Raw genomic sequence first — 21,920 nt, 5'->3', positions numbered from 1 at the left:
TGAAGAAAACCCGATTATGCGCAAAGGATGGGGGCGGCGATGTTCGCTGGCGAACTGTGGCGGCAATAAAAAAGCGGGCGGCGCCAGTGGCGTCCGCCCGCTTTTCAATGCAGCCTTGCTGCTTACTTGCCTGCGGCAGGTGCCGTCGACGCAGTCGCCGCGCCGGCCGGCTGCTTGAGCGTCATGACCCAGATGCGGGCCACGTCCGACAGGCCGCCGCCCGCCTTGACGCTTTCGAAGGTCTTGATGGCGTCGTCCTTGCGGCCGGCCTTGGCCTGCGCCGCACCCAGGCGCAGCTTGGCTTCGTCGGGCTGCTTCAGGCCACCCTTGGCGATACCTTGCTGGATGAAGCCGATGCCCTTGTCGTACTGGCCCATCGTCGCGTAGGCCCAGCCGAGGTTGACCAGGCCGGCGCCGGTCTTCGACTTCGTTGCCGAGGCTTCGCCGGCGGCGATGTTCTTCGCGTCGTCGGCGGCGCCCTTGTCGGCGCGCACGCGCAGCGCGTTGTGCGCCTTGGCGTTGGCACCCTTGCCCAGCACACCCGCGGCGTAGCCGGCGTCCAGCGCGTTCTTCGCTTCGGTCGGGAAGCCGTCGCGCAGGGCGGTTTCGGCCAGGTCGACATAGTCTTCCTCGCGCAGCGTCTTCATGGTGCCGAAGTACAGGCGCAGCACCGGCATGAAGTTGTTCTGGTCGAAGCCAGGCTTCTTGATCACGCCCACGCGGATGATTTCGCCCCACATTTCATCGCTCGGGTAGTAGGTCACCAGCTTCTGGACGGTGCTCTCGTAGACGGCGGTGTCCTTGGTCTCGTTCGCGGCGCTCAGCAGGAGCTTGAGGTCTTCCTGCGACGGCGCCTTGCCCGCCTTTTCGGCCTCGCTGATGATCTGCACCAGCTGCGGCTTGGCGCTGGCGTAGTCCTTGCTCAGGTACTGCGCACGCACCAGCAGCGGACGGGCCGTCGTCATGTCGCCGCCCATCGCTTCATAGCGCTTGAGCTGTTCGACGGTGGCAGGGTAGTTCTTGGCCTTGTACTGGATGTCGGCGATGGCCAGCACCAGCTTCGGCTGCGAATCCTTCGGCTCGAAGCCCGACTTCAGGACTTCCTCGGCCGCGGCCGCCACACCCGCATCGTTGCCGGCGAGGGAGGCCTGCACCATCTTGGCACGGTTCACAACATAGGCTTCGTACGGCGTCTTGTTCGGGATCGCTTCGGCCTGGGTGACGCGGTTCTGCAGTTCGGCAGCGTTCTTGGATGCGATCAGCGGTTGCAGTTGGGCCGGATCGAGCAGCTTGTACAGTTCCGGGCGCACGTTGTTGGACGGCGCGGCCGCAGGGGCGTCGCCCTTCTGGGCGTGGGCGCTCGTCATCAGGGCGGGCGCGGTGTTCAGGCCGACGGCAGCCAGCAGCAGGCAGAGGCGAGCGAGGCGGAAATGGGACATGAATGATCCTTCTAAAAAGATGAGCGGTGCAATCCCGCGGCAAGATGGCATTTTTGCCAAGCTTGAGCAAAACGCGCATTGTCCCATAAACAGGTCCGACAATGCGCCGCAATTGTGCCGCACGTGTAAAGGGGATGGGGATGTCGTTACATTGCGTTACCGTGTTTGGCGCACAGTAACGCTTACGGTCTCAGAAGCCCGGCACCGGGCACTGGCCCGTGGCCTCGATCTCGCCCGCCAGCCAGGCATTGACCGCCGCCAGTGCGGGCGCGGCAAAGCCGTAGGTCATCAGGGCCGGGGCCTCGACGTCGAGCGCCTGGTAGGGGTTCCAGAGCGCCAGGTGCAGGTCGGGACGCCAGGTCGCGCGCACATGCGGACCGTAGCGGCGGCGCGAGGTCGAGGCCAGGATCGTGAAGCGGCCGTCCTGGGGCAGGGCGCTCCAGTCGAAGGTATCGGCGTCCGCAAAGGTCACCAGCTCGACCTCGAACAGCTGCGCCAGCGAAGCGGCGATGGCGGCGGCCGGCACGCCCGCTTCCGAGACGCCGTCGCTGACCACGTCCTGGCGCGCGACCAGGCGCACGCGCGCGCCGGGAGAAGGACGGACCACGGCGCCACGGCTGCTCAGGCCGCGCTGCCAGGCGCGCGCCATCAGGGCGCGGTCCTCGATATCGGTCGTGTAGATCGGCGCTTCGTCGGCGCCCGGCGCTTCGCTGCCCATGACTTCGGGCGCGTTTGCTGCCGTGACGGCCGCCGCTGGACGCGCAATGCCGCCGGCCGGATGCGCGGCCGCCAGCTTCGCCAGGCGCGCCAGGCGGGCCTCGACTTCCGCCATCGGCAGCTCGCCCGAGGCGATGGCCGCGGCAATCGCTTCGATCGTCTCTTCCTGCGTCTCGCGCGAGCCGATCGCCATCACCATGTCGGCCCCGGCCACCAGCGCGCGCACGGCGGCCTGGCCGACACCGTAGCGGTGCGCGATCGCGTGCATGTCCATGCCGTCGGTGATGATCACGCCCCCGTAGTTCCAGCCTTCGCGCAGGATGCCGGTCAGGATGGGGCGCGACATCGTGGCCGGATAGTCCGGGTCGAGCGCGGGGTAGACGATGTGGGCCGTCATCATCGCGGGGGCGAACGGAGCCGCCATCCTGAACGGCGCGAACTCGAAGCGCTCCAGTTCCGCCAGCGGCTTGTCGACGGTCGGCAGCGCGCGGTGCGAGTCGACGTGGGTGTCGCCGTGGCCGGGGAAGTGCTTGACGCAGCAGGCCACGCCCTCCGCTTCGCTGCCTTCCATCCAGGCCAGGGCAATCCGGGTGGCGGTCTCGGGATCGGCGCCGAAGGAGCGTTCCGCGATCACCGGGTTGTGCGGATTGTTGTTCAGGTCGAGGACGGGCGCGAAGTTCCAGTTGAAGCCGAGCGAACGCACGGCGCGCGCCACGGCTGCACCGACCTCGCGCGCGAGAATCGGATCGTTGGCCGCACCGATGGCCATCGCCGAGGGCGGCGCCGGCACCCAGGTCGAACGCACCACGGCGCCGCCTTCCTGGTCGAGTGCGATCAGCGCTTCCGGCCCCATCACCGCGCGCAGGGCGCCGGTCAGGCGCGTCAGCTGCGCCGCGTCCGTCATGTTCTGGCGGAACAGGCAGGCGCCGCGCACGCGATTCGCCGCCAGGAAGCGGGCCGTGTCTTCATCCAGCTCGGTGCCGAACAGGCGCACCATGATCAGCTGGCCGGCGATTTTTTTCAGGTCGTCCATGGCTTGTGGCTCAGTTTGTTCTGGTGACTTTGCTCAGGTGGCGCGGCCGGTCCGGATCGAGCCCGCGCGCCTTCGAGAGCTGGGCGGCCATTACATAGAAGGCCTGGATCGCGACGATCGGGTCGAGGTCGGGCGTGGCCGCCACCGGCAGCGTCAGGTCGCGCTCGGCGATGTCTTCCGGCGCCGCCAGCAGCACGCGCGCGCCGCGCCCGCGCATCTCGGTCGCCAGCGCAACCAGGCCGGCCTGGGCCGGGCCGCGCGTGGCGAAGATCAGCAGCGGATAGCCGTCCTCGATCAGGGCCATCGGGCCGTGCTTGATCTCGGCGCCCGAGAAGGCCTCCGCCTGCAGGGCCGAGGTTTCCTTGAATTTCAGGGCCGCCTCCAGGGCGATCGGGAAGCTGATGCCGCGTCCGACCACCATGATGTTGCGGGCCGGCGCCAGCACCTCGATGGCGGCCGACCAGTCGACCCGGGACGCTGCGCGCAGGTCGTCCGGCAGTGCGGCGAGGCCCGCTTTCAGTTCGGCGTCGTCCTGCCATTCGGCGACCAGGCGCGCGCCCGCCACCAGGCTCGTAATAAAACTCTTGGTTGCGGCCACGCTCTGCTCCTTGCCGGCGTGCAGGGGCATGGTCCAGGCGGCGGCCTTTGCCAGCGGCGATTCGGCGTCATTCACGAGTGCCACGGTGGTGGCGCCGCCGTCGCGGAAGTACTGGATCGGCTCGACCACGTCCGGGCTCTGGCCCGATTGCGAGATCGAGATCGCCAGCGTGCCCTGCGTGACGAGCGGCGATTTATACAGCGTGACGAGCGACATCGGCAGCGAGGTGACGAGGCGCCCCATGCGCGACATGATCAGGTAGGCGACATAGCTCGACGCGTGGTCCGAGCTGCCGCGCGCCACGGTGACGGCGCTGTGGAAATTGGTCGACCTCAGCGTACGTCCGAGTTCGGCGTAGCGTTCGGTGTCCTGGGACAGTTGCAGGGCGACGCAGTCGCCGGCCGACATGGCCTCCTGCAGCATCAGCGAGGTTGCAGGGACGGTCATACGGCTTCTCCTTCGATATAGACAGCTTTGATGTTCAGGTCGCGGTCGAGCACGACGAAGTCGGCATGGCATCCGGGTTGGATGCGGCCGCGCTGGGTTTCGCCGAGATAGTCGGCGGCGTTGGTCGAGACGCGGCGCGAGGCTTCCGCCAGCGACAGTCCGATTTTCACCAGATTGCGCAGCGCACCAATCATCGTCAGCGTCGAGCCGGCGAGGGTGCCATCGGCCAGGCGCACGCCGCCCATGCATTTGTGGACCACCTGGCGGCCCAGCATGTATTCGCCGTCGGGCATGCCGGCGGCGGCGGTCGAATCGGTCACGCAGAACAGCTGCGGAATCGAACGCAATGCCACCTTGATCGCACCCGGATGCACGTGCAGCAGGTCGGGGATGATCTCGGCGTACTGCGCATGGGCCAGCGCTGCGCCGACCATGCCCGGCTCGCGGTGGTGCAGGCCCGGCATTGCATTGAACAGGTGGGTAAAACCGGCCGCGCCGTGCTCCAGTGCGGCGACGCCGTCTTCGTAGGAACCGCTGGTGTGGCCGATTTGGACACGCACGCCCTGGTCCGCCAGCAGCCGCACCAGTTCGAGGTGGCCGTGGATTTCGGGCGCCACCGTGATCACGCGCATCGGCGCCAGGGCTTCATAGGCTTCGATCTCGGCGAGCGTGGCTTCCTTGGCGAACGGCGGCTGGGCGCCCAGCCTGGCGGCATTGATGTAGGGGCCTTCCAGGTGCACGCCGAGGATGCGCGCCTCTTTGCTGCCGCGCTCCTTGCAGGCCGCGCCGATGGCCTTCAATGCGCGCTGGATGTCTTCCGGCGGGGCGGTCATTGTGGTGGCGAGCAGGCTGGTGGTGCCGTGCTTTGCGTGCAGGGCCGCGATCACGTGCGGCGCGTCGCCGCCTTCCATCATGTCGCGCCCGGCGCCGCCGTGCACGTGGACGTCGATGAAGCCGGGCAGGATGAGGTCGTCGCCATTGCTCTCGATGTCGACCGGATTGCCCTCGATGGCATCGATGCGGGCACCGAAGCGCAATTCGCCATGGACCCAGCCGTCGGGAGTGAGGATATTGCCTTTCATTGGCGTTCTTTCAGATAGCGTTCGATCATCAGCAGGGCGCCGCGTGCGGAGTCGCCCTGGGCCGGCAGGCAGCGGGCGCGCGTTTCCGGCGGCAGCCAGGCCAGCAGCACGTCGCCCAGGCCGCCGCACAAGGCCAGCGGCAGCGTGTGGGACGGGTCGAGGGCGTCGGCGATGCTCGCCACCTCGCGCCCCGCGTGTTCGAGGATGGCGCGCGCCACCGGATCGGTCTCGCCATGGATCACGACGAAGCGTGCCAGGCTGGCGTAGGCCGTCTGGTTGGCGCGCCCGAGCCAGATCTGCACCGCGTCGCGGTTGCCGCCGCAGGCTGCGATCACCTCGCGCGCAAAGTCGCCGCCGCGCACGCGGCCGTCGAGCACCTGTTCGATATGGTTCAGCGCGCGCAGGCCCATCCAGGCGCCGCTCGCTTCGTCGCCGGCCGGGAAGCCCCAGCCGCCGACTTCGACCTTGGTGCCGTCGACCAGCATCGCTTCGCCGACGCTGCCCGTGCCGATCGCCACGATCGCGCCCGGCGCGCCGCCGTGGGCGCCCATCAGGGTAGTGAAGCCGTCGGTGTCGAGCACGAGGGCGCCAAAGCCGGGATCGGCGGCCACGAATTGCGCCGCCCAGTCCTTGTTGTGCACGCCGGCGAGGCCGAGGCCGATCGCCATCGAGGACAGGGGAGGGGAGCCGATATCGGCCACCGCGCAGGCTTCGCCGATGGCGGCCAGGATGGTGATCCAGGCATTGTCGATGCCGTGGGACAGGCCGGAGGGGCCGGCGCTGGTTTGCGCCAGTTCTTCGCCGCTGGAGGCGGAGCTGGCCAGGCGCACGCGGGTGCCGGTGCCGCCGCCATCGACGCCGATGAGGTATTCGATCATGGGGAAATGAGTGCCGGGGAGGTCAGGGCACTATAGGGAGGCGGGTTGAGCTTGTCAACAGGTATTTAAGTGGTATTGAATGCCGGGCCGCCCGGCGTGCTCCGGAGGGGATGCTACCCTATGAAAAGCGGGAGCGGGTGCTGGTATGCAAACTGGTATGGTTGAGCGCCATATCCCGGGCGCCGCGCAGGAGGCGGAAGCCGGACAAACCGCAATGCCATTATTTCCAAAATGGAAAAAATGGGTGATACTCGGCGCCAGCCCATCCACATTATCATCTACACCATGACCCAGACGCACTTGATCATGTTCGCCGCCACGCCCCTCATCATGTGGCGCGTCTACAAGCGCGTGCAGCGCCTGACCGTCCGCCAGAAATCGCGCATGTGGCGCCACTGGTTCGGCGTGACCTTCCTGCCGACCTTTTTGCTGGCCATGATCGTCATGCTGTTCGCCAAGCCTGCCGTGCTTGGCGCGCTGCTCGGCGGCGCGGCAGTCGGCACTGCGCTCGGTTTCGCCGCCTGGCGCCGCATGGGTTTCGAGCGCGTCGGCAGCGATTATTTCTATATTCCCTACGCCCCGATCGGCATGGTCGTCGCCATGCTCTTCATTGCGCGCGTGCTGTATCGCATGTTCGAAATGTTTACGTTGGGGCCGCAGCAGGTGCCGGCGTTCGGCAGCAGTCCGCTGACGATGGGGATCATGGGCGTGGTTGCCGGTTATTACCTGGTGGGTACGTCGGGCTTGCTGCGCTGGCGCTTGGCGGACAGGAAGCGAATGGCTTAGGGGCGCTATCGGCTGCGCGTTCAACCGGTCAACGCATCATGGAGCAAACCTTATGCACATTGGGGGAAGTACGCGATGCTGATGAACTGCGAAGATGCGCCTTCAGAGCTGCAGCATCGTTGATTCGCCGCTTATCCCAACAGCACAGGTCCGCTATAAGGCCGAGTGCGGAGATGCGGAACCGCCAGCAAGCAGCCGAAAACTTACTCCACCTGACGCCTTCCACCCCGCTCGACCTGCACCAGCTGCTCGCGCCCGCCGCCCTCGACTACCTGGTTGACCGCGGCGCTGCCCGGCCCGCGCACGATTGCCGAACTCATTCAAAGAAGCGCATGCCTGAGTAAGGCTGGATGCGGCATTGGGCGAGCCGGCTGCGCACGTCGCCAACGTGCGCTTCAAACTTATGTCCGTCAGGGTCGAGAAAGTAAACGGAGTCCCCTTCGCTGCGGTTCTGTCGCCACTCGGTGACGCCGTGATCGCGCAGGTGCCGACGCAAGGTGTCGAGATTGTCCTGCGTGATGCTGAACGCGTAGTGCGTGTACTCGGGCGTGGGTCCTTCCGGCCTCAGGGGATCCAGCGACAGACACAGCCACAAATCCCCAAGCGATAAGTAAGCGCCTGCATCCCAGCTCGCGAGCAGGCGGAAGCCGAGCAGTTGTCGATAGAAATCCACGCTTCGTTCGATATTGCGCACCGCAAGGGTCAGGTGATTTAGTCCGGTTAACATGGTTTCGGGTCGATTCGTGGCTTGCTTCGGGCAGTGTGCATTCAGGCCCGTTTTTTCACGACGGCCACCTGTACTGCCGTTCGGTATGTGAATCCCAAGTGTTCGTACAGCGCGATTGCCGCAGTGTTGGACGCCCAAGCGTGAAGGAATGGCTGCTCGCCGCGTTGTTGGATGGCATGCGCGACGACGGAAGAAAGTCTTCTGCCCAGGCCACGCCCGCGAAAGTCAGGATGGGTACATACGCCGCTGACTTCCGTGAAACCCGGAAAACGCATGCGCTCCCCCGCCATGGCGACCAGACGCCCGTCGACGCGGATGCCGACGAAGCGGCCCATCGTATGTGTGTGTGACAAAAAGGGTCCCGGCTCGGTCAGTGTCGCCAAAGCGAGCATTTCCTCCGCATCCGCATCGCCAAGGACAAGGATCGGATCCTTGCCTGTCCCGGGCGCGATGGGCCGGGCCGCCAGCAACTGCACTCCCTGGGCCTCGCGCACCGCGACAAGGCCGTCGGGCAGGCGGATGGTCGGGACCTGGAGCAAAAAGATGGATTCGTCATCGCAGACGAGCCCGGCAAGTGCCGCAAGACTCGCGGGGCTATCGTCGGACGCGGCAGCGAAAACGTTGACGTCGCGCCGGAAACGCTTGGCAAGATCACCACCTTCCGCGAGCTGCGGTGCAGAGACAAGTGAGGCCCACACGGGCCGGTCGAGGCTAGTCATTTGGATTGTCCTTCGAATCGGGATGCCGGGAACCTGGCAAGGCTTCGGCGCGTCGCTTCAAGGACAAGCATAACGCTTGTTCGGCGCCTGATGTTACTTTTCAGGAATCATTCCGATAGTCGTCCAGACGCATGCCTGCCCTGGGCGAACCAGGCATCTCAAGCGCTACGCCCAGGTTCAGTCCACCTGACGCCGTCCACCGCGCTCGACCTGCACCAGCTGCTCGCGCCCGTCGCCTTCGCGCACCTGGTTCACCGAAGCGGTGCCCGGCCCACGCACGTTGATGTCCGTCTGGCGCACCGTCAGACGGCGCGCCTGCAGGCTGCCGGAGCCGCTCAGTTCGGCGGTGATGCGCTCGGCGTGGCCTTGCAGCTGGGCGTTGCCGGGGCCGCGCAGCTTCAGCATGACGCGCTTGCCTTCGATCGAGGCGCTCAGGTCGCCCGAGCCGTGCAGCGAAGCGTCGAGGGTATCGGTGACGCGCGCCAGTTTGATGTCGCCGGGGCCGCCGCTGTCGATCATCGCGCTGCGCACGGTGAGTTTTTCAGCGTCGAGTTCGCCCGAGCCGCTCAGGTCCGCGCGCAGTTCGTCGGCGCTGCCGGAGAGCCTTGCGCTGCCGGGGCCGGTCATGCGCAGGACCGCGCGTCCGGCCTGCAGGCCGCGCGCTTCGAGGTCGCCCGATCCGTTGACTTCGGCCTCGAACTGGCGGATGGTGCCGGCGACGCAGGCATTGCCCGGTCCGCGCTGGACGCTGTTGAGCTTTTCGACCTGCAGGCCGCAGGCATCGAGGTCGCCCGAGCCGTTGACTTCAACCCGCAACTCGCGCGCCGTGCCGCGTAACCTGGCGCCGCCCGGACCCGATACCAGCGCCACGGCGCGCGCCAGGCGCAGCTCGTCCGCATCAAGGTCGCCCGAGCCGCTGACGCGCGCCGTCAGTTCGTTGCCGACGCTGCCCAGCTGCACGTCGCCGGGACCGGACATCGACAGCGCGACGTTGCCCGCTTTCACCTGGCGCAGGTCGAGGTCGCCGCTGCCGCTGCTGCTTACTTCAAACGTACGCGCGGCGCCCCGTGCGCGGATGTCGCCCGGCCCGCTCGAGGACAAGGTGAAACGCTCGCCGCCGACCGTATCGAGCTCGACGTCGCCGCTGCCGCTGCTGGCGAGCGACTTCAGGCTTGATGCGCCGATGCGCACGACGACTTCCTCATGCTCGCGCTTGCCCCAGTGGAAGCCGAAGCTCGAGCGCGAGGAACGCTGGCGCACGATCAGGGTGCCATTGCGCACTTCCGTCTCGATCTCGGCCAGCTGCTTCGCTTCGCCCGATAATTCCAGGCGCGGCGCGCCCTCGGTCACGATGACGCGGAAGGGGCCGGCCAGTTCGATGGCGGTAAATGCGCCGACGGCGCGCTTGTCGACGATCACGGGCGCGCGCCTGTCGTCGGCGGAAACGCCCTGCATGCTGGCCAGGCCGCTGCAGAGGACGAGGGCGGCGAGGGCGGTGTGCTTGATGTTCATTCGGTGTCCTTGTTGTTTTTGTGGGGGCAGAGCATGCACGATAGGGCAAACGGCAGCGGTGCATGCAGCCGAACCGATGGACGTGCAAAATCACGGTATCAACGGTCGAAGTCGGGCGCCGAACTGCGTCCTGTTCACCATCGGCAGACGAAAGGAAACCCATGTCTACCCTGACAGTCCGGAAAATCGATGTCGACCTCGCGCAAGGTTTCGGGCGCCACTGGAATGGCGGCGACGCCTACCGCACCCAGCTGTTCAACGCGTTGTCGATGAGTTTTCCCCTCGGCGAGCAATTGTTCATCGATGCCGTGCGCGCCGTGCCGCCGGAATGCCTGACCGACCCGCAGCTGCGCGAAGAAGTCAGGGATTTCATCGGCCAGGAGGCGACCCACCGGCATGTCCACGTGCAGTACAACAAGGAGCTCGAGCGCCAGGGCCTGCCCTATACGCGCGAGGCCGCAACCCGTAAGCGGATCCGGCGCATCGACCGCATGAGTGTGCTGAGCCGGCTGGCGATCACCTGCGCGCTCGAGCATTACACGGCGATGCTGGCCGACGGCGTGCTGCGCCATCCCGACTGGCTGGAAGGCGCCGAGCCGCGGATGCAGACCGTCTGGTCCTGGCACGCGGTCGAGGAAACCGAGCACAAGGGCGTGGCCTTCGATGCCTACCGCGCCGCCGGAGGCGGATACTGGCGGCGCGTGCTCTGGTATGTGCACGTCAGTTTCATGTTTGCCTTCGAGACTTTTCTCCAGACTTGTTTCAACCTGCGCCGCGACGGCGAGCTGTTCAAGCCGCGCACCTGGGGCAGTGCGATCAAGATCTGGTTCGGGCGCAATGGACTGGCTGGGCATCTGCTGAGGCCGGGGCTGCAGTATTTTTCGCGCTCCTTTCATCCGTGGCAGCACGACAATCGGCACCTGATCGAATCGTGGCTCGATCACAACAGTTCAGCCTGGCGGCCGGTGCGCCCAAAAGCGGCCTGAAGCATTCGAGCACAGCCGCCCGCGGCGGCAGGTGTCATAATGGGCGGGTCGAGTAAGGAGAAACAAGTGATTCGTTACATGGGCACGCGCAAGAACAGCGAGGGCGCCACCGTTTATGTGTTTATCGTGAATGGCCTCGAGAAAGAGGTGCGCGAGGGGGCCCTGAAGCAGCATCCCGGCTGCTATGAGGCCTTGCCGGCCTCGGCCAAGGCGAAAATCGCCGCCAATCGCGACTGGCTGTCGAAGCTGTGACGCGCACGCGCCGCACTTACGCTCACACTGCAGGCGTGCTGCTGGCGCTCGCCTGCAGTGTGAGTATGAATGCGGCGCAGGCGCTGCCCTCGACCTTCGGCCCCGTGATCGGGAATGCGCTGCTGTGCCGCAGCCAGCTCGACAACAAGTACTTCCATTCCTGGCTGAGCACCGTCCTCGGTCCTTCCTACAAGCACGAGGGCGGCGCCTTCTGGTTCAAGGGCGAGGCTGGCTTATGGGGCAAGCAGGTGCAGGACATCATGGTCAGCGACGACAGCAATCCGATGGTCTTCATCGCGGCCGTGGTCGACAGCAAGCCGGAAGAGCTGGAAGAGGCCATCCACGCGGCCGTCGGCATACGCCATAAAACGGCCGATATGTCGCAATATCCATTGCGGGTATCGAACCCGGGCAGCGTCATCGCTTATCACAAAGGCAAATCCAAAATATACTGCGCGAGATATAAACCTCTCCCGCCAGGCCGCCAGTTCTGATGTACACCAATTTCTTCAACCTGAAGCAGGCGCCGTTCTCGATCGCCCCCGACCCGCGCTACCTGTTCATGAGCGAGCGCCACCGCGAAGCGCTGGCCCACCTGCTGTACGGCATCAACAGCGGCGGCGGCTTCGTGCTGCTGACCGGCGAGATCGGCGCCGGCAAGACCACGGTCTGCCGCTGCTTCATCGAGCAGATCCCGGAGAACTGCCGGCTCGCCTATATCTTCAACCCGAAACTGACCGTGGGCGAACTGCTGCAATCGGTCTGCGAAGAGTTCCGCATCGCTGCGCCGGGCAGCGGACAGGGCGTGAAGGGCTATGTCGACGCGATCAACGCCTATCTGCTGGCCTCGCACGCCCAGGGCATGAACAACGTGCTCGTCATCGACGAAGCCCAGAACCTCGCGCCCGAGGTTCTCGAACAATTGCGCCTGCTGACGAACCTGGAGACGAGCGAGCGCAAGCTACTGCAAATCATCCTGATCGGCCAGCCGGAGCTGCGCACGATGCTGGCGCGTCCCGAGCTGGAACAACTGGCGCAGCGCGTGATCGCGCGCTACCATCTGGGGCCGCTGTCCGAGCCCGAGACGGGCGCCTATATCGCGCACCGGATGGCGGTGGCGGGCGCGCAGGGCGGGCCGGTGTTCCCCGCATCGATCGTGCCGGCGATCCACCGCATCACGCAGGGCGTGCCGCGCCGCATCAACCTGCTGTGCGACCGCGCGCTGCTGGGTGCCTATGTCGAAAACAGCCGCGAGGTGACGCGCACCATCCTGCGCAAGGCGGCCGAGGAAGTGTTTACGGGCGAAACCACGGCCCCGGCGCGCAAGGCGCGCTGGCCGCTGGTGGCGGGCGGCCTGCTGGCCGGCGCGGCGCTCAGTGCGGCCGCGTGGCAGGTATTGCCGCATACGACGGCGCCAGTCGCGGCGCCGACTGCCGGCAAGAAGGGAAGGATTGCGCAGGCCTTGCCTGCACCTGCGCCTGCATCTGCGCCTGCGCCTGCGCCCGCAGCCGCCTTGCCCCAGGGGCACGCCGACGAAGCCCCGGCCCTGCGCAGCCTGGCGAGCCTGTGGGGCGCAACGCTTCCAGCGGGCGAACCCTGCCAGGTCGCGTTCCGCCTCGACCTGCGCTGCCATACGGGCCGCGGCGGCATCTACGAATTGCGCCAGCTCGACCGTCCGGCCGTCATTACCCTGCGCGACGGACGTAGCACCAGCTATGCCGTGCTGGCCGGGATGGACGAGCGCAGCGTGACCCTGCTCGCCGACGGCAAGCGCGAAAAAGTCGAGCTCGCCGCCCTGGTGGCGCGCTTCACCGGCGAGTACACGACCTTCTGGAAAATGCCGCGCGCCTTCCGCGACAACCTGGCGCCCGGGGACCAGGGGGCGGACGTGGACTGGCTCGCTGCGCGCCTGGCCCAGCTCGGCGGCGTCACGGCGCCGGCCGCGCAGCAGCCCTTCGATGCACGCATCGGGCAGTTATTGCGTGCATTCCAGTCGAAGCAGAACCTGAAGGCGGACGGCGTGGCCGGCCCCCGCACCTACATGCGCCTCAACCAGCTGACCGGGGTCGCCGAGCCACGCCTGCTCGCCGCCGGGACGGGACACTAAATGTCGTACATTCTCGAAGCACTCAAAAAGGCGCAAGCCGAACGCCAGCTGGGCAATGCGCCCGACATCCATACGCCGGCGCCGGTTCCGGTTCCGGCCGCGTCCGCCGCGGTGAACCGCAAGCCGCTGCTGATCGGCCTGGGCGTGGGCGTGCTGGTCGCGGGTATCGCGGCCGGGCTCGTGTGGCGGGCGAAGACGCCGGCGGGACAGCCTGCCGTGCTGGCGCGTAACGAGGCGGGGCCGGCGGCGCCTGCGCCAGCCGCCGCGCCGGCGGCCTCGAAGGAGCCGGCCGCGGCACCGGTTGCCGCGCCTGCGCCTGTGCCGGAAGCACTGCCTGCGAGTGCGGTTCCGGTCCCGGCGCCGGCCGTGCAGCCTGCCAGGCGGAGGAGCGAGCCGGTTGCCGCTGCCACGCCGGCGGCGCCACCGCCGGCAGACACCAAACCACGCCGGGCGCCGGCTCCGGCTCCGGCCGCCGCGCGTGATCCGGCGCCCGAGGCGGTCTACCTGCCGGCACCGACGCCGCCTGCACCGCCGCCCACCCGTGCGCCCGATCCGATTCAGGAAGAAAACCTGCGTACGCTGCAGCAGCTGCCCGAGGCCATCCAGCGCGAAGTGCCGAAGGTGGCGGTGGGCGGCTACATCTACTCGCCCAACCCGGCCGATCGCCTGCTGCTGGTCGACAAAATGCTGCGCCGCGAAGGAGAAGAGCTGGCCCCCGGCCTGGTCCTCGAGCGCCTGATGCCGAAATATGCCGTCATGAATTACCGGGGCACCCGCTACCGTGTCGCTTATTGATCCGGGCGCGGCGCCCGTCGTGCTGGCCGTGGTCGGCTGGTCGGGCAGCGGCAAGACCACGCTGCTCGAATTCCTCGTTGCCCAGCTGGCCGCGCGCGGCTTACGCGTGAACGTGGTCAAGCACAGCCACCACGACATCGAACTCGAGCCGCCGCACAAGGACAGCGCGCGCCTGCGCATGGCGGGCGCGGCCGAGGTGATGATCGCCTCTCCCTACCGCTATGCCATCCTGCGCGAACTGCGCGGGGAGGCCGAACCGCCGCTGGCCGAACAGCTGGCGCGCCTGGCCCCGGCCGACCTGACCCTGGTCGAAGGTTATAAATGGGAGCCGCTGCCCAAGCTCGAGGTCTGGCGTCCCGCGCTCGGGCGCGCGCCGCTGTATCCGGACGATGCGCTGGTGGTGGCCGTGGCCTCCGACGGTCCGGCGCCCGCCGACGCGGGCCGGGCTTGGCTGGACCTGAATGCGCCCGGGGATGTCTTGTGCTGGCTCACCGGATGGATGGCGGCCAGGGCTAAAGTTTCCGTAGAACAAGCCGTTAAGGAAGGATAACCCTCAACAGGAGACCGATATGGACGTCCTCGCCATCGCCAGGCTATCTACCACCATCGCCGAGACCGGCACCAAGGAGGACGTCGGCATGACCATGCTCAAGAAGCAGCAGGACATGCAGAAGTCGGCCATGACCCAGATCCTCGACGGTATCCAGCCGCCGCAGAACCTGCCGGCTCACCTCGGCAACAAGATCAATACCACTGCCTGATGGGTTTGTAGGGTGGGCCGGGCCGCGAACGGCTCTCGCGCCCACGCGGTGCAACCGTAGAGATCTCGCACCGCATGTCGGCAGCGGCGCCAGCCTGGCGCCGCCGTGCATTCAATGGAAAGCGCGCAGGATCCGCTCTTCGCCGCTCAGGCTGCCGCAGCGCTCGGTGGCCTGGCGTGTCGCTTCCATCATGCGATTGAGCTGCGCGTCTTCGAAGCGCTCGAGTTCTTCGTTGGCCGCGTTCAGCGCCATTGCCAGCTTGGCGCGCGCGTTCTGATAGAGGACGCTCGTGTATTGATCCGTGTTCTTCAGCAGTTCTTCCGCATTCTCGATGACGAGGCGCAGATCGCCGATCAGCCGTTCCTGCGTTTGCGGATTTTTTTCCGGGGTTTCCATGGCATTCACCTCAAGCCGATTGATCACGTTTCAGTGCGCCTTACCCCGTAGGGAAGTCAGGCGCACTTAAAATATAAACAAGGACTACCGGTCGCGTTTGTCTGCGCGCAAACGTGTGCCGTAGAGGCCGGCAGTCCCGCCTACCGAACCGCGATCCGCACGTCGCCCACGGTTACGGTCTGGCCGGTGCGGATCTTTGCGGTCTTGCGCAGTTCTTTCTTGCCGTCGACCGACACCACGCCACTGGCCACGATGTTCTTGCCGGCGCCGCCGCTATCGCACAGGCCGACCAGTTTCAGCAGCTGGTTGAGTTCGACGAACTCGGATGTCAGTTCGAAAGTTGTGTTTTGCATAATATACTTGGGTTAAATTGTGGGGCGCACGCTTGGGCTTGCCTCGACAGGGTCGCAGCAAGCCCAGCTTCGGCCGCAGGGAGTGCTTATTCCGGATCGGGACGCGTCATGTCGATCGGAACGATCCACTGGTCGAACTGTTCCTCGCTGACATGACCCGATTGCCGGGCCGCCTCGCGCAGCGTGATGCCCTCGTGCTGCGCATGCTTGGCGATCTGCGCGGCGGCATCATACCCGATGTGGGGCGCCAGCGCGGTCACCAGCATCAGCGAGCGTTCCATCAGTTCGCCGATCCGGGCGCGGTTCGGTTCGATGCCCTTGGCACAGTGCTCCTCGAACGAGCGCATGCCGTCCGCCAGCAGCCGCGCGCTCTGCAGGAAATTGTGGGCGATCATCGGCTTGAACACGTTCAGCTCGAAATTGCCCTGCGAGGCGCCGATCGTCAGCGCAACGTCGTTGCCGAACACCTGGCAGCACAACATCGTCAGCGCTTCGCACTGGGTCGGATTGACCTTGCCTGGCATGATCGAGCTGCCCGGCTCGTTTTCCGGAATCGTGATTTCCCCCAGGCCCGAGCGCGGACCGGAGGCCATCCAGCGCACGTCGTTGGCGATCTTCATGAGGGCGGTGGCCAGGGTTTTGAAGGCGCCGTGGCTTGACACCAGTGCGTCGTGCCCGGCCAGGGCCATGAACTTGTTGGGCGCCGTCTTGAATGCCAGGCCGGTGCGCGAACCGAGTTCGGCGGCGATGCGCGGGGCGAACTCGGGATGAGCGTTGAGGCCGGTGCCGACCGCCGTCCCCCCGGCCGCCAGCAACAGCAGGCCGGGCAGGGAAGCGCGGATGGCCTGCTCGGCGAACTCGAGCTGGGCGACATAGCCGGAAAATTCCTGGCCGAGGGTCAGGGGCGTGGCGTCCTGCAAGTGGGTGCGGCCGATCTTGACGATGTCGGCGAAGTCGCGCGACTTGACCGTCAGCGTGCCGCGCAGGCGCGCCAGCGCAGGCAGCACCTCTTTCGAGACCGCCAGCGCGGCCGCCACGTGCATCGCGGTCGGGAAGATGTCGTTCGAGGACTGGCCCATGTTGACGTGGTCGTTCGGGTGCAGCAGGCGCGCTTCGCCGCGTTCGCCGCCCATGATCTCGGAGGCGCGGTTGGCCAGCACCTCGTTCATGTTCATGTTGCTCTGGGTGCCGGAACCGGTCTGCCAGACGGCCAGCGGAAACTCGTCCGGATAGCGCCCCGCGAGCACTTCGTCGGCGGCGGCGATGATGGCGTCGGCCTTGTCGCGCGGCAGCTTGCCGAGCGAGCGGTTCACCGCTGCGGCGGCGCGCTTGACCTGGGCCAGCGCAGCCACCAGTTCCGGCGCCATGCGTTCGGTCGAAATGTGGAAGTGGTGCAGGGAACGCTGGGTCTGCGCGCCCCAGAGATGGCCGGCCGGAACCTCGATCGGGCCGAAACTGTCTTTTTCTATCCGGTTTTCCATAGGGTTTCCTGTTATTTGCGGGCTGGAGCTAAAGAGTGTATCCGAACACCCGTTAATTACGCTTAGGCTACAAATTCTTCCTGCCATGGCGCTGCGCACACACACCATCCTGTCGACATTCCTGCTTGCCGCCGCTGTGACGGCGGGCGCCGGCCATGCGGCCGAACTGGGCGAGGCCCAGGTGCGTTCGCATCTCGGGCAGGCGCTCGTCGCCGACGTCGAGCTGACCCTGCTCGACGACCCGGGCAGGCAGGTAGCGGTACGAGTGGCCAACCCGGACGTCTACCGGGGCGCGAACATCGCCATGCCGGCTGTGCTCTCCAGCCTCAACATGACTGTGATGCGCCGCGACGGCCGCCAGTTCCTGCATCTGACCTCGCTCAAGCCGGTAGAGAGCCGCCACCTGCACATCTACCTGGAACTGCTCGATGGCGGCCAGCGCAACGTGCGCCTGGTGACCCTGTGGCTGACGCCGGACCCGAGTCCGGCGCCGCCGCCCGTGCCTGAGGCACCGAAAGCGCAGGCCGAGCCGGCGCCACTTCCTGTTCCGGCACGCACGCCGGCTGCCGTTGCGCGTCCGGCCGCGGCCCTGCAGACGGGCGAGGAATACGTGGAAGCGGCGCCGGTCCGGCGCAAGGCAGCTGCGAAGCTGGTGGCAAAGGTGGCGCCCACCAAAAAACCGGTCGCTGCGCCGAAGCCGGTTCCTGAGGCGGCTGCGCAGGCGCCGAGCTGCGCGCCGCAGCCGTCGACCGAACACCTGGATGCCTGCGTGGCGCTTGGCGAAAAAAACGCCGCGCTGCGCCATGACCTGGCCAGGCTCGAGGACAAAGTCAAAACACTGCAGGGCGCGCCCGCCAAGGCGCACAGCGCCGGGACGCCTGCCGCGGTCCACCAGCCTGTTCCCGCCCCGGCGGCGAAGGAGGCCGAGAAGGACGCACCGAAGGGCGCGCCCCGCATCCAGCGCAAGCCGAAGAAGGTCGAACCGCCGGAGCCCGAGACCCCGTGGCTGCTGATCGGCGGCGCGGTCGCGGGCATTGCCGCGCTTGCCGGGCTGGTGCTGGCCCTGCTGGCGCGCCGCAAGCGTGCCGGCTTCGGCAAGATCCCGGCCGCGCACAAGCCGGCCAGGTTGCCGAAAGCGGGCAAGGAGAGCGCAGTTGCGGGCGAACCGAAGCCGCATTTCGTGGCGGCCGTGAAGGCGCGCCTGATGCCGAATCGCGGGAAGGACGCGGCCCCCGATGCCGCCGCAGCGGGCGACGAACCCGTCCTGACCGAGGTAGTTTCCCGGCCAGAATAAGCCGCGCACAATTGGTCTACACAAGCGGCATATTTGCGCTATACTGGGCTCGTTGGTTATCAAAACCACAAAACGAAACGGAGTCCGCGCAGCCACCACCGATAGCGTGGCGCGAGACACGGAAGTACGCCGCAAGGCGCCTGTTTCGGAAGCGGTCAGCCTGCCAACAGCGGCAGCGGACGCCGGATGCAACCGGCAAAAGAGGCAGCACCGGGTTTCCTGGTGTTGCTCTCCGAATTCATACGGACCCCGTCCGTAGCAAAAGGCGCCTTCGGGCGCCTTTTTGTTTGTGCGTGTTGTTATGCCGGGCATGAAAAAAGCGCCCGCAGGCGCTTTTTTGAAGACGGGGGAGGGCGGCTCAGTGCGCGCGCATCGCGCGGTCCAGCTGGCCCATCCAGGGTTCGGTCACGTCGCGCACGGCGCGGTCGTTGGCCATGATCTGCTTCAGCAGGTCGATCTTGCGCAGGCGCTTGGCGCCATCCAGGGCCGGCACACCGCTTGCCGTCGCGCTCGCCTGTACGGCGCATTGCACCTGCAGGCTGTCGAAACCCGTCCAGTCACCCGATTGCGCCGCCGCGGCCATCTTGCCCGTCAGGCCAGCAATATTTTCGTACATAGCGAGGACTTCGTTGGAGGTCATGTGGACACCGCGACAATTTTTTTCGGCCGGATTACCGGTTGTCCTCCTTTTACGGCAGAGCAGGCCGGAACTTTAGGGCTGTTTGCAAAAAGAATTGAATTTTTTTTCACCGCTTCGACAAGGGCGCGCCGTATTGCCGGGTTTTTGCATTCCAGCGCCTGTTTTCGCCGTCTGTCGCATTCCGCAGTCTCCGTTTTTCCGCTTCCCTTAGAGTGCGTGCTGGGTTGCTGCGCCAGGCGCGCCACCAACATAATAAGAGAGCAAGAGAGGAAATGATGAGACATCACCGAGCATTTGGCGCCGTTGCGCTGGCGCTGGCCGTCACCGCGGCCCGCGCCGAAGCCCCGTTTGCGTTCGCGGACACCCCCGGCAAGCTGCCGAAGGACGTGATCCCGCTGCTGTACGACGCCCATCTGGTGCCCGACATCGCAGCCGACACCTTCAAGGGCGAGCAGCGCGTCGAGATCGAGGTCCTGCGACCGACGAAACGCATCGTCCTGAATGCCGCGAATTTGCAAATCGAGGGCGCCACGCTGACTGGCCGCGGCCTGCCCGAACGCATCCTTGCGCCCATCCTCGACGAGAAACAGGAAACCCTGGCCTTCGAACTCGACGCGCCGCTGGCACCGGGACGCTACCTGCTCGGCCTGCGCTTTTCCGGGCAGATCAATCGCGAAGGACGCGGCCTGTTCCAGGTCGGCTACAAGGCCGGCGGGCTCGAGAAGAAACTGATCGCCACCACGATGGAACCGTCCGACGCCCGGCGCATGCTGCCGACCTGGGACGAACCCGCTTTCCGCGCGCGCTTCAAGCTGACGGTCGACGTCCCGGCCAGCTTCAAGGCGTATTCGAATACCCCGGTCGAGAAGCAGGAAAAGTTGGGCAACGGCCTGCAGCGCATCGCGTTTGCGCCGACGCCGAAAATGCCGAGCTACCTGGTGGTGCTGGTGGCGGGCGAAATGGAACGCGTGGCGGCGCGCCAGGACGGCGTCGAGATCGGCGTGGTGACCACCGCCGGCAAGCTCGGCTCGACAGCTTTCCCCCTGCAGGCCACGCAGGATCTGCTGCGCTACTACAACAATTACTTCGGCGTGCCGTATCCGCTCGCCAAGCTCGACCAGATCGCGATTCCAGGCGGCTTCAATGGTGCAATGGAAAACTGGGGCGGCATCGTCTACAACGAAGCCACGCTCCTCTACGATCCGAAAAAGAGCACGGAAGACACGAAGAAGCTGACTTTCGGGGTGAACGCCCACGAAGTGGCGCACCAGTGGTTCGGCAACCTCGTCACCATGGCCTGGTGGGACAACCTGTGGCTGAACGAAGGCTTTGCCTCCTGGATGGCTGCCAAGGCCACCGAACACTTCCACCCGGAATGGCGTCCTTACCTCGACGGCATCGCCGAGCGCGAGGGCGTGCTCAACCTGGATGCGCGCAAGACCACGCACCCGATCCAGACACGCATCGACAACGAAGAGCAGGCCGCGAGCGCCTTCGATTCCATTACCTATGTCAAAGGCCAGGGCTTCCTGCGCATGCTGGAAGCCTATGTCGGCGAAGACCAGTTCCGCAAGGGCATCCGCGCTTACATGGCCAGGCACGCCTATTCGAATACCACGAGCGCCGACCTGTGGACGGCGATCGAAAAGGCCTCCGGCAAGCCGGTGAGCAAGCTCGCGGCCGACTGGACCGCTCAGCCGGGCTACCCGCTGGTTTCGGTGAGCCAGGCCTGCGTCGACGGCAAGCGCCAGGTGACCTTGTCGCAGGAACAGTTCCGCCTGGATGAGCCGGCGCCGGAAGGGCGGCTGTGGAGCGTGCCGCTGCAAGTCGGCACCGTCAACGGCAAGGCCTGGTACACGCTGCTGGCGAACCGCAGCACCACCTTCACGCAGGGCGGCTGCGAGGGCACGCTGGTGGTCGATCCCTACAGCGTCGGCTTCTTCCGCATCCAGTACGACCGCGCCAGCTTCGATGCATTGGCGAACAATGCCGCGCGCCTGCCCGATCCGACGCGTTTGAAGCTGCTGCTCGATACCTGGAGTCTGGTGTCGGCCGGACGCATGCCGCTCGACAACTATACGCGCCTGGCGGCGCAATACCGCGACGAGCCGCGCCTGGCCGTCTGGGAATCGATCCTGTCGAACCTTGGCTCGCTGGACAGGCTCGCCCGCGGTGCGCCCGAGCAGGCGCTGATTCGCGGCTTCATTCGCAGCCTGGTGCAGCCGAAGTTCGACAAACTGGGCTGGGAACCGAAGCCTGGCGAATCGAGTGAAGACCGGCAATTGCGCGCGCTGCTGGCAACGACCCTGGCGCGCGCCGGCGACGAGCGCGCGATCCGGGAGGCGCGCCAGCGCTTCGCCCGGTTCCAGGCGGACCCGGCTTCGATCAGCCCCGACATGCTCGATTTCGTCGTCGTCACCGTGGGCCGCTACGCCGATCCCGCCACCTATGCTGCGCTGGCCAGGCTTGCGGCCACCGCCGGTACCGACGAGGAACGCAACCGCTTCGGCCGTGCGCTGACCCTGGTGCAGGATCCGGCCCTGGCCGCGAACGCGCTGAACATGGCGGTGTCGCCGCAGGTGCCGGCCAACCTGTCCACCCTCATCGTGGCCGGCGTCGGACGCGAGCATCCGGACCAGGCCTGGGAGTTCGCCCTGGCCCACCGCGACGCCTTGCTCAAGAGTGCCGACGCCGTCGGCCGCAACCGCGCGCTCGCTTCGGTGGTTGCCGGATCGTCCGACCCGCGTCATGCGGATATGATGGAGCAGTATATCGGCCAGAACTTCGGCCCCGACGCGCTGGTCGAAGCCCGTCGGGTGGGCAATGGCATCCGCGTGCGCGCCGCGCAAAAGGCGCGCCTGCTGCCGCAAGTGGGGGTTGCGCTCCAGGCAGCCCAATAATGATTGTTGCAGATATC

Annotated in this window: 22 protein-coding genes; 10 read left to right on the top strand and 12 right to left on the bottom strand. The window is 66.4% G+C overall.

Features of this window, described 5'->3' with window-relative positions; genetic code table 11:
- Positions 1-122: 122 nt before the first annotated feature.
- From LPB04_RS22735 to LPB04_RS22715, 5 genes are all read right to left on the bottom strand, one after another.
- Positions 123-1,439, bottom strand: a complete 1,317-nt coding sequence (locus LPB04_RS22735; RefSeq protein WP_193686690.1) for a tetratricopeptide repeat protein — start codon at positions 1,437-1,439, stop codon at positions 123-125.
- A 190-nt stretch (positions 1,440-1,629) separates the two neighbouring features.
- Positions 1,630-3,189, bottom strand: a complete 1,560-nt coding sequence (locus LPB04_RS22730) for a glycoside hydrolase family 3 protein (RefSeq protein WP_193686689.1) — start codon at positions 3,187-3,189, stop codon at positions 1,630-1,632.
- A 10-nt stretch (positions 3,190-3,199) separates the two neighbouring features.
- Positions 3,200-4,234, bottom strand: a complete 1,035-nt coding sequence (locus LPB04_RS22725) for an SIS domain-containing protein (RefSeq protein WP_227496547.1) — start codon at positions 4,232-4,234, stop codon at positions 3,200-3,202.
- On the bottom strand, positions 4,231-5,316 hold the full coding sequence (gene nagA, locus LPB04_RS22720) for an N-acetylglucosamine-6-phosphate deacetylase (RefSeq protein WP_193686688.1): 1,086 nt from the start codon (positions 5,314-5,316) through the stop codon (positions 4,231-4,233). The genes LPB04_RS22725 and nagA overlap by 4 nt, the downstream gene beginning before the upstream one ends.
- Positions 5,313-6,194, bottom strand: a complete 882-nt coding sequence (locus tag LPB04_RS22715) for a BadF/BadG/BcrA/BcrD ATPase family protein (RefSeq protein ID WP_193686687.1) — start codon at positions 6,192-6,194, stop codon at positions 5,313-5,315. The genes nagA and LPB04_RS22715 overlap by 4 nt, the downstream gene beginning before the upstream one ends.
- 285 nt (positions 6,195-6,479) lie before the next feature.
- Here LPB04_RS22715 and LPB04_RS22710 point away from each other — a divergent pair, with 285 nt between their 5' ends.
- Positions 6,480-6,980: a hypothetical protein gene (locus LPB04_RS22710; RefSeq protein WP_193686686.1), complete on the top strand. Its 501-nt coding sequence runs from the start codon at positions 6,480-6,482 to the stop codon at positions 6,978-6,980.
- Positions 6,981-7,296: 316 nt separating this feature from the next.
- On the opposite strand, the gene fos is transcribed toward LPB04_RS22710, so the two are convergent.
- The 3 genes from fos to LPB04_RS22695 form a co-directional block, all read right to left on the bottom strand.
- Positions 7,297-7,707 carry a fosfomycin resistance glutathione transferase gene (fos, locus tag LPB04_RS22705; protein WP_193686685.1) on the bottom strand — a complete coding sequence of 137 codons (411 nt, stop codon included), beginning with the start codon at positions 7,705-7,707 and terminating at the stop codon, positions 7,297-7,299.
- A 41-nt stretch (positions 7,708-7,748) separates the two neighbouring features.
- Positions 7,749-8,426 carry a GNAT family N-acetyltransferase gene (locus LPB04_RS22700; RefSeq protein WP_193686684.1) on the bottom strand — a complete coding sequence of 226 codons (678 nt, stop codon included), beginning with the start codon at positions 8,424-8,426 and terminating at the stop codon, positions 7,749-7,751.
- Between the two features lie 177 nt (positions 8,427-8,603).
- The gene (locus LPB04_RS22695; protein WP_193686683.1) at positions 8,604-9,938 is read right to left on the bottom strand and encodes a GIN domain-containing protein; all 1,335 of its coding nucleotides are present in this window, start codon (positions 9,936-9,938) and stop codon (positions 8,604-8,606) included.
- 161 nt (positions 9,939-10,099) lie between these two features.
- Between LPB04_RS22695 and LPB04_RS22690 the strand changes: the two genes are divergently transcribed.
- The 7 genes from LPB04_RS22690 to LPB04_RS22660 all read left to right on the top strand — a co-directional run bounded on the left by LPB04_RS22690 (position 10,100) and on the right by LPB04_RS22660 (position 14,839).
- Positions 10,100-10,924 carry a metal-dependent hydrolase gene (locus tag LPB04_RS22690; protein ID WP_193686682.1) on the top strand — a complete coding sequence of 275 codons (825 nt, stop codon included), beginning with the start codon at positions 10,100-10,102 and terminating at the stop codon, positions 10,922-10,924.
- A gap of 66 nt (positions 10,925-10,990) precedes the next feature.
- On the top strand, positions 10,991-11,176 hold the full coding sequence (locus tag LPB04_RS22685; protein ID WP_193686681.1) for a hypothetical protein: 186 nt from the start codon (positions 10,991-10,993) through the stop codon (positions 11,174-11,176).
- A 65-nt stretch (positions 11,177-11,241) separates the two neighbouring features.
- Entirely contained in the window at positions 11,242-11,670 is a 429-nt protein-coding gene (locus LPB04_RS22680; RefSeq protein ID WP_227496546.1) for a hypothetical protein, read from the top strand.
- Entirely contained in the window at positions 11,670-13,283 is a 1,614-nt protein-coding gene (locus tag LPB04_RS22675) for an ExeA family protein (protein WP_193686679.1), read from the top strand. The genes LPB04_RS22680 and LPB04_RS22675 overlap by 1 nt, the downstream gene beginning before the upstream one ends.
- Positions 13,284-14,078 carry a general secretion pathway protein GspB gene (locus LPB04_RS22670; RefSeq protein ID WP_193686678.1) on the top strand — a complete coding sequence of 265 codons (795 nt, stop codon included), beginning with the start codon at positions 13,284-13,286 and terminating at the stop codon, positions 14,076-14,078.
- Positions 14,065-14,628: a molybdopterin-guanine dinucleotide biosynthesis protein B gene (gene mobB, locus LPB04_RS22665; RefSeq protein WP_227496545.1), complete on the top strand. Its 564-nt coding sequence runs from the start codon at positions 14,065-14,067 to the stop codon at positions 14,626-14,628. The genes LPB04_RS22670 and mobB overlap by 14 nt, the downstream gene beginning before the upstream one ends.
- A gap of 19 nt (positions 14,629-14,647) precedes the next feature.
- Positions 14,648-14,839, top strand: coding sequence for a YjfB family protein (locus LPB04_RS22660; protein WP_193686677.1), 192 nt, complete (start codon positions 14,648-14,650; stop codon positions 14,837-14,839).
- A gap of 111 nt (positions 14,840-14,950) precedes the next feature.
- On the opposite strand, the gene LPB04_RS22655 is transcribed toward LPB04_RS22660, so the two are convergent.
- From LPB04_RS22655 to fumC, 3 genes are all read right to left on the bottom strand, one after another.
- On the bottom strand, positions 14,951-15,235 hold the full coding sequence (locus tag LPB04_RS22655) for a DUF883 domain-containing protein (protein WP_193686676.1): 285 nt from the start codon (positions 15,233-15,235) through the stop codon (positions 14,951-14,953).
- Between the two features lie 140 nt (positions 15,236-15,375).
- Positions 15,376-15,588: an RNA-binding S4 domain-containing protein gene (locus LPB04_RS22650; RefSeq protein WP_193686675.1), complete on the bottom strand. Its 213-nt coding sequence runs from the start codon at positions 15,586-15,588 to the stop codon at positions 15,376-15,378.
- Positions 15,589-15,674: 86 nt separating this feature from the next.
- Complete coding sequence (gene fumC, locus LPB04_RS22645) at positions 15,675-17,069, bottom strand: class II fumarate hydratase (RefSeq protein ID WP_193686674.1); 1,395 nt, start codon at positions 17,067-17,069, stop codon at positions 15,675-15,677.
- Between the two features lie 85 nt (positions 17,070-17,154).
- On the opposite strand from fumC, the gene LPB04_RS22640 reads away from it, so the two are divergent.
- Positions 17,155-18,363, top strand: a complete 1,209-nt coding sequence (locus LPB04_RS22640) for a FimV/HubP-related protein (RefSeq protein WP_193686673.1) — start codon at positions 17,155-17,157, stop codon at positions 18,361-18,363.
- A gap of 358 nt (positions 18,364-18,721) precedes the next feature.
- Here the strand turns inward: LPB04_RS22640 and LPB04_RS22635 are convergent, their stop codons facing one another.
- Positions 18,722-19,003, bottom strand: coding sequence for a flagellar protein FliT (locus LPB04_RS22635; RefSeq protein WP_193686672.1), 282 nt, complete (start codon positions 19,001-19,003; stop codon positions 18,722-18,724).
- Positions 19,004-19,275: 272 nt separating this feature from the next.
- Here LPB04_RS22635 and LPB04_RS22630 point away from each other — a divergent pair, with 272 nt between their 5' ends.
- Positions 19,276-21,903 (top strand): M1 family metallopeptidase, encoded by a 2,628-nt coding sequence (locus tag LPB04_RS22630; protein WP_193686671.1) that lies wholly within the window; start codon positions 19,276-19,278, stop codon positions 21,901-21,903.
- The last annotated feature ends 17 nt before the right edge of the window (positions 21,904-21,920 follow it).

Source organism: Massilia litorea (assembly GCF_015101885.1).
Classification (GTDB): domain Bacteria; phylum Pseudomonadota; class Gammaproteobacteria; order Burkholderiales; family Burkholderiaceae_D; genus Telluria; species Telluria litorea.
Note: the sequence above shows the minus strand (reverse complement) of the source record. Positions and strands in the feature narration are given on the sequence as shown.